Origin of the sequence: Pedobacter sp., assembly GCF_045627485.1 — a bacterium.
Lineage (GTDB): Bacteria > Bacteroidota > Bacteroidia > Sphingobacteriales > Sphingobacteriaceae > Pedobacter.
This window is the reverse complement of the sequence record NZ_JAZQNU010000098.1, coordinates 26,555-33,867: the sequence shown is the minus strand read 5'-3', so window position 1 is coordinate 33,867 and position 7,313 is coordinate 26,555. Positions and strand designations below refer to the sequence as shown.

Genomic DNA, 7,313 nt, shown 5'->3' with positions numbered 1-7,313 from the left:
CCAAAAGGTTACTCCTATTCCAGAGAGTTTTATTCACCACAACATGATACCGCTACAGCCAATCAGGCTCCGGATTTGCGTACCACCGTGTACTGGAATCCACAAGTGGTGACAGATACAAACGGAAAAACTAAAATCGATTATTTCAATACCGATGTTCCGGGCACTTACCGGGTACATTTGGAAGGAATAAATACTGCCGGACAACTGGCAAGAACCATTTACACTTATCAAGTAAAATAACCAATATGAACACCATTAAAGTTAGTATAAAAGACCGGTTAGCTATTGTAACCCTCAACCGTGGGAAGTCTAATGCCATGAACCGGGAAATGATTACCGAATTAACCGACCTTTTTAGGAACATCGAAAACGATGATAATATTGGTGGTGTGATGATAACCGGACAAGCGCATTTCTTTTCGGCAGGACTGGATTTAATGGAGCTGTATCATTACAACGAAGAAGAAGTAAAGTCATTCTGGGAATTGTTCTTCAAATTCGCTGGAACCATTGTGAGTTTCAAAAAACCCTTAGCTGCGGCCATAAACGGCCATAGTCCTGCAGGCGGTTGTGTGATTGCACTTGCCTGCGATACCAGGGTGATGGCCGAAGGCAAGTATATTATCGGGTTGAATGAAGTGCCTGTTGGTATCATCGTTCCGGACAGTATATACCAGGTTTATTCGTTTTGGCTGGGTAAAGCCAATGCAAGCCGGAGTTTATTGGAAGGCAAATTGTTTAGTCCGCAGGAAGCCCTTGCCATTGGCCTGGTAGACGAAGTAGTCAATGCTGATAGTATTTTAACTGCCACAGAGCGACGGATCAGAAAATATATGGCTTTTGAATCCAATACCTGGCAGCAAAGTAAAGTAAACATCAGGAAAGAACTGATCCAGGCCACTACTGCCGACCAAACTGATGTATTGGCACTTATGCTTAAACAATGGTGGTCGCCAAACACCAGGAACATCCTAAAAACAATTATTGATAACCTACAAAAGAAATAGCCATGTATAATGAACCAATGCTAAGAGATGATGCTTTAAAAGGAAAGACGATCGTCATTACAGGGGGCGGAACAGGACTGGGAAGAGCCATGGGCACTTATTTCCTGAAATTAGGCGCTAACCTTGTTATAACCAGCCGAAAGTTGGAGGTGATTCAGAAAACGGCTGAAGAGCTGGAACAAGAAACAGGTGGCAAAGTGCTGGCCGTAGCTTGCGATGTGAGAGAATATGAGCAAGTGGAAAACGTACTGGCGGAAACGCTTAAAACATTTGGAAGTGTACATGCCTTGCTGAACAATGCTGCAGGAAACTTTGTATCACCAACAGAACGTTTATCGGCCAATGCTTTCTCTTCTGTGATTGACATTGTATTAAAAGGCTCTGTAAACTGTACCCTGGCTTTCGGGAAACACTGGATTAAGGAAAAACAGCCTGCTAGCATCCTAAATATAGTAACTACCTACGCCTTTACCGGTTCTGCCTATGTGGTTCCTTCTGCCTGTGCTAAAGGTGGTGTTTTAGCTATGACACGCTCACTGGCGGTAGAATGGGGTAAATATGGCATCAGGACCAATGCCATTGCACCAGGCCCCTTTCCAACTAAAGGCGCATGGGAACGCTTGTTGCCTGGCGATCTGGCCGAGAAGTTTGACTTTAAAAACCGTGTACCGCTTAAAAGAGTGGGTGAACACCAGGAACTTGCTAATTTAGCAGCTTTCCTGATCAGCGATTTTGCTGGTTATATTAATGGGGAGGTAATTACCATCGATGGTGGAGAATGGCTGCAGGGTGCCGGACAATTTAATGGTTTTGAAGCCATACCTAATGAGATGTGGGATGCTTTCGAGCAAATGACAAGATCAGCAAAAGGAAGTTAATTCCTTTTGCTGATGCTACCTGATTGCGGCCCCCACTCGGAGCATGCACGCTGGTTAACCACTTTCGGCACCATGTAGCTGTTAGGCTGGTTGCCTGGCTGCTTTATTACCACCTGATTAACGCACTGGCCCAGGTAAATCCTGAACCAAAGGCGGCAAGGCAAACCAGGTCGCCTTCTTTTATCCTGCCCGATTCCCAAGCTTCACATAAAGCGATAGGGATCGACGCCGCAGTGGTATTGCCGTATTTCTGAATATTGTTAAACACCTTTTCGTCGGGAAGTTTCATCAATTGCTGCACATACTGGCTAATCCTTAAATTGGCCTGGTGTGGCACCAGTAAATCGATATCTTCTGGAGTAAGCTGATTGGCCTGCAACGCTTCCCTGATCACTTCCGGAAATTTTACAATTGCTTTTTTAAACACCGCCGGGCCATCCATAAAAGGCAGGGCTGCACCGCTTTGTAATTGCTCCGTGGTCATAAACAAACCACCTAATTCCTGGTCTGGATATCCTGGTTTGTCTTTTAGCCATTTGTTAGCCGCAGCACCGGGATAGTACATCGCCAGAAGTTCCGCATCTGCGCCATTACTGTGTAGATGTGTACTTAGAATTCCTTGTTTTTCACGTGTTGCAGGCTGAAGTACCACTGCACCTGCCCCATCACCAAAGATCACCGATATATTTCTGCTACGTGTTTCGAAATCCATCGCGAAAGAGTGTTTCTCGCTCCCCACCACCAGGATGTTTTTATACATACCTGTTTTAATAAACTGGTCGGCAATAGAAAGTGCATAAACGAATCCTGAACATTGGTTACGTACATCAAGTGCCCCAACTTCTTTCATCTTCATTTCCCGCTGCAACAGCACCCCACAACCAGGGAAATAATAATCCGGTGACAAGGTGGCAAAGATGATAAAGTCTATATCTTGTGCCGTAGTACCGGCTCGTTCTATAGCAATCTTCGCCGCCTCAATGCCCATCGTGGTTGTCGTTTCTTCCAGCCTGTCGGCAAAGCGCCGTTCTTTAATTCCTGTGCGCTCCTGGATCCAGGCATCGTTAGTATCCATGAATCTGGACAGGTCATCGTTGGTGTATACGTTCTTAGGAACATAATAACCGATTCCCGCTATTTTCGAACTTTGCATTTGTTGGTTTATATTTTGATTTTCTTAAAGAAGGCCTGGCCTCAAAACCGGAAGCAGTACCATCTAAATTAGCTTAGCCTCCTGTAAGTTGTAGATAATTGAATTCAAATGCAAATTTATAATATGCAATACAGACTACGCTGTTAAAACACCTTATCGCTTAACGACTTTATCAGTAACCTGGAACCTTCGGGCGAGAGGTGGTGGGTATCATAATAAAGGAGCTCACCCTCGTTATTCATTGCATGGTACATCCCATTCTTCAAAAAAACATGATCTGTAGGCAATATTTTAAAAGCCGCATCTTTTGCCAGTTTCTTGAAGAGTTTACCATAAGGTTGAGTCAGTTTTTTATAAGTGGTTGTATCTACCATCGGACTATTGCGAAAATCACCAAAGGAGTTAAGAATCTTTACCCTTGCCTGGAATACAATAGGGTCGACTGAAAACTCAGGTACATTCTGAAAGATGGTCGTTTTCAGTCCCAGGTTCTTCAGGTTATTACAGAAGTTAACCATAAACTGCCTTTGGGACTCACTTTCCAGGCGAACACTCCAGCGTTGGATCAAAAATACCTGTTCAATATTCTGTTGCTCCTGTAGCCACTGTGTCACATGTTTATAGTATTTGATCCGGTCGTTAGAAATGCCGGTCTGCCTGTTTAACAGGTAGCCTCCTTTGTTGTTTACCCTTGCCAGGCTATCGATCCCCGGCAAGAGCGATACCGCATGGCTATCACCCCAAATTAAAAATGACTTCTCGGCAGTTTGATCGCCGATAGGTATCAGAAGATTTTTGTCCAAACCCGTTAACTGCGCATAGGTAAACTCGGTATCATTATTAACTACCCATAATTGGGTGTCTGCAAACCTGGAGAGGGTACCTGAGTCTCTGATCATGCTGTTTGCCTCTTTATTGAAATAATTCTTCGCACCATTTGTAAAAACAATAAACGTAGCAAAAGCACCCACTATAACAGAACCAGCCAAAGTATAGAGGTAATACGTATAGCTGGCACTGGCCACGCGAAACCTAAACTCCATTTCTACAAAATGCCAGGAAAGTATAGCCAACATAAAAGAAGCCAGTATGATACCAATGTTGTCTATCGGTAGTATTTCATTAAACCTGACATACCGCCAGAATACGATGACTGGCCAATGCCAGAGGTATAGAGAATAGGAAATGCGCCCGATAAAGATAAATGGAGCACTTTTTAATATTTGTCCGGCCACCCCTCCATTGACACCATAATGTAACACCAACACAGTTCCTAAAACAACTGGTAGTGCAGCAACACCTGGAAATAACGTCTCCTGGGTATAGGTAAATACGGGGACTGCCACCAATAGCAAGCCGAGCACACTTAACACATTAGCTTTTAAATTTTGTTTTGCAGCAGCGGTACCTGCAACAGCTAATATCGAGCCGGCAAGAAACTCCCAGGCTCTTAAATGTGGGAAATAAAAAGCAGACTTAGGCTGCCCAAAGTACATCACCAGCAAACAACTTACAATAGACAGGATAAACATTAACCACATTGCAGGTTTAAACCACGACGGCATAAACCTCCATAAAAGGAGAAATAGCAGCGGAATAACCAGGTAAAACTGCTCCTCCACGCCCAATGACCATAAGTTTAACAACGGATCTTCATGAACATCAGCAGCAAAATAATTTGACTCTTTTACCGCAAAACGTATATTGGCTAGAAAGACCGAACTCATCGCCGCAGTACCTGCAACTGTTTTGAGCTGCATAAAAGGGTATAGAAGAGCGCTGAGGATTAACACCACAATAACCATAGTAAAATAAGCTGGCAAAATCCTTTTTATTCTTCGTTGGTAAAATGCCTGTAGCGAAAAGCGCCCGGCCAAAAGCTCTTTGTAAATTCCACCGGTAATAAGGTAACCGGATATTACAAAAAATACATCAACACCCACAAATCCACCGGAAAAGATATTGAAATTTAAGTGAAACATAAACACAGAAAGAACTGCAATTGCTCTTAATCCATCAATGTGTGGAAGGTAATTGTGACTGGACATCTTTATTGAATTAGGGATCATGAATCTTGAAGTGAGCATCAACTTGTCAATTAAGTTAGTAGATTTCGGATCCAAATTTATTGGAGAAAATGAAATTGTTATGGAGATTTCACAGTAGAATAAACACCACAACACCTTGGTTAACAGAATTCATACCTTAATTAGATGAAGTAAAACGTATTTCACCCCTTAGATTGCGTAAAACATCTTTCTTGAAATGGATACCTGAAAACAGATTAATCAAGCTATAAACGTTTAAAACTTATACATTTAATTTTTACATGTTAACTTGCCACATAATCACCTGAACCAGTATGAAATTAGAATCCACACTTCATTGCAAACTAATCTATAGCGTGTGTCTATTTTTCGTTTTTACTTTTACTGGTATTGGAGTCTTCGGACAACAAGCCTCAGAACGTAAGAATGACATCTCCTATTATTCCGAATCGAAACCTATCACTGACGAATACATAAAATCGCAGTGCAAGCTAGACATATACTACCCCAGGGATACCAAAAACTTTGCTACAATAGTTTGGTTTCATGGTGGCGGCATTACTGGAGGCCGCAAAGAAATTCCCAGGGAACTAATTGATAAAGGAGTTGCCGTAATTGGCGTGGGTTATCGGTTGTCGCCAAAAGCTACAGCACCGGCGTATATCGAAGATGCCGCCGCGGCTGTAGCGTGGGTATTCAAGAATATTGAATCTTTTGGCGGAAATAAAGAACTTATTTTTGTATCCGGCCACTCCGCAGGAGGTTACCTGGGCATGATGATCACGCTCGACAAACAGTACCTCGGCAAATACAACATTGACCCCAATCAAATTGCCGGATTAATTCCTTTTAGCGGTCAGGCGATCACACACTTCACTGTCAGGCAGGAAATGGGAATCAAAGATACACAACCTACAATCGACAAATATGCCCCTTTATACCATGTTAGGGCAGACGCACCACCAATTTTGCTAATTACCGGCGATCGTGAACAGGAATTATTAGGGAGGTACGAGGAGAATGCCTACCTCAACAGAATGATGAAACTTGCAGGCCATAAATCGACCAGATTATTCGAGCTCCAGGGTTTTGATCATGGCGGAATGGCTGTCCCTGCTTTTCCTTTGTTACTAAAGGAGGTAAACGTACTTAAGAAGGCCATTCTGGAGCACTAGTGCGCGCTACAGGCTTTACTCATAGATGGTAAACAAAAAAAACTTTAGCTGTTGCAATATTTTTTTTTACGTATTTTTGTACCATGTCTACAGAAACAAAAGAAGAAACATTCACACTGGAGGAAATTCTCTCGTCCATTAAAACCACGAACCGGTTAATTCTATGGAATGATGATGTGAATACTTTTGACCATGTAATACATTGTATGATGAAATACCTGGATTACACAGAACCGCAGGCTGAAAAAATTGCCTGGGAAGTACATACCAAAGGGAAATGTGCCGTGCTGGAAGGATCCTATACAGAAATGGAAATTTACCGGAAGATCCTAAAACAAGAGGGCCTAACCGTATCGGTAGATTAAGTTAAAGCCCTGAATAACTCCATAAGTTCCTTCTGGGTACTTAAGGTTTTGTCTTTGGCATACCAGCCATGCAGTTTTTCTGCAACCGCCATCATGTCCTCATTCTCTCTTCTCCAATCGGCTAATAAAGGGCTTAACAAGGCTGGCCTTGGGCCCCATTTATTTAAAAGCACGCCATTCTCGTCAAGAATCAATAGCACCGGTATCGCCCGTCCTCCATTCGTCAGGTGCTGATCAATTAAATCTGGATACTGATCGCGAAGCACCAGGCGAAGCTGAAAATGCGCCGGGGCAGCCTGTACAATCTTGTTAAACAAAGGTACAATTTGCGCAGCATCACCACACCAACCTTCAGTAATCACAAGCAAGTTGTATTTATTTTTAATGCCGGCTAATACGTTTGAAAATTCATCAGTAAGCTTGATGGATTTATCAAGGCGCGACATGCGATGTACATTCATTTTGGAGTAATGAAGCATGGCTTCCGAGTTGTCTTCACCCGTGGTTTTACCGGTCTTTAATTTCTCGTCTACTAAATCCCGATAGGCTTGATACGTTAACCCATTCTTCACAAGAATATTACTATAATTTATCATGTTTTCGTTGTAATAAAATAGTTACGCCCTGAATATTAAACTTCCCCTCCGTTTCTTTGTCCATTCTTAAAGTAGACACCCCAAAAGA

The 7,313-nt window shown here is 42.7% G+C and carries 8 protein-coding genes; 5 read left to right on the top strand and 3 right to left on the bottom strand.

Annotated features, from left to right (window positions below; translation table 11 throughout):
* From ACR2F3_RS07590 to ACR2F3_RS07580, 3 genes are all read left to right on the top strand, one after another.
* On the top strand, positions 1 to 243 hold a 243-nt coding region (locus ACR2F3_RS07590), incomplete at its 5' end, for a hypothetical protein (protein WP_432709383.1).
* A gap of 5 nt (positions 244 to 248) precedes the next feature.
* Positions 249 to 1,010 carry an enoyl-CoA hydratase/isomerase family protein gene (locus ACR2F3_RS07585; protein ID WP_432709382.1) on the top strand — a complete coding sequence of 254 codons (762 nt, stop codon included), beginning with the start codon at positions 249 to 251 and terminating at the stop codon, positions 1,008 to 1,010.
* A gap of 2 nt (positions 1,011 to 1,012) precedes the next feature.
* Positions 1,013 to 1,888, top strand: a complete 876-nt coding sequence (locus ACR2F3_RS07580) for an SDR family oxidoreductase (RefSeq protein WP_432709381.1) — start codon at positions 1,013 to 1,015, stop codon at positions 1,886 to 1,888.
* A gap of 106 nt (positions 1,889 to 1,994) precedes the next feature.
* On the opposite strand, the gene ACR2F3_RS07575 is transcribed toward ACR2F3_RS07580, so the two are convergent.
* Together ACR2F3_RS07575 and ACR2F3_RS07570 are read right to left on the bottom strand one after the other, a co-directional pair.
* Complete coding sequence (locus ACR2F3_RS07575) at positions 1,995 to 3,041, bottom strand: 3-oxoacyl-ACP synthase III family protein (RefSeq protein ID WP_432709380.1); 1,047 nt, start codon at positions 3,039 to 3,041, stop codon at positions 1,995 to 1,997.
* 143 nt (positions 3,042 to 3,184) lie between these two features.
* Positions 3,185 to 5,089, bottom strand: coding sequence for an acyltransferase family protein (locus ACR2F3_RS07570; protein ID WP_432709379.1), 1,905 nt, complete (start codon positions 5,087 to 5,089; stop codon positions 3,185 to 3,187).
* Between the two features lie 314 nt (positions 5,090 to 5,403).
* On the opposite strand from ACR2F3_RS07570, the gene ACR2F3_RS07565 reads away from it, so the two are divergent.
* Both ACR2F3_RS07565 and ACR2F3_RS07560 read left to right on the top strand, forming a co-directional pair.
* Complete coding sequence (locus ACR2F3_RS07565) at positions 5,404 to 6,264, top strand: alpha/beta hydrolase (protein ID WP_432709378.1); 861 nt, start codon at positions 5,404 to 5,406, stop codon at positions 6,262 to 6,264.
* Positions 6,265 to 6,347: 83 nt separating this feature from the next.
* Positions 6,348 to 6,629, top strand: coding sequence for an ATP-dependent Clp protease adaptor ClpS (locus tag ACR2F3_RS07560; RefSeq protein WP_432709377.1), 282 nt, complete (start codon positions 6,348 to 6,350; stop codon positions 6,627 to 6,629).
* Here the strand turns inward: ACR2F3_RS07560 and ACR2F3_RS07555 are convergent.
* Positions 6,626 to 7,225, bottom strand: coding sequence for a thioredoxin family protein (locus tag ACR2F3_RS07555; protein ID WP_432709376.1), 600 nt, complete (start codon positions 7,223 to 7,225; stop codon positions 6,626 to 6,628). The genes ACR2F3_RS07560 and ACR2F3_RS07555 overlap by 4 nt on opposite strands.
* Between the last annotated feature and the right edge of the window lie 88 nt (positions 7,226 to 7,313).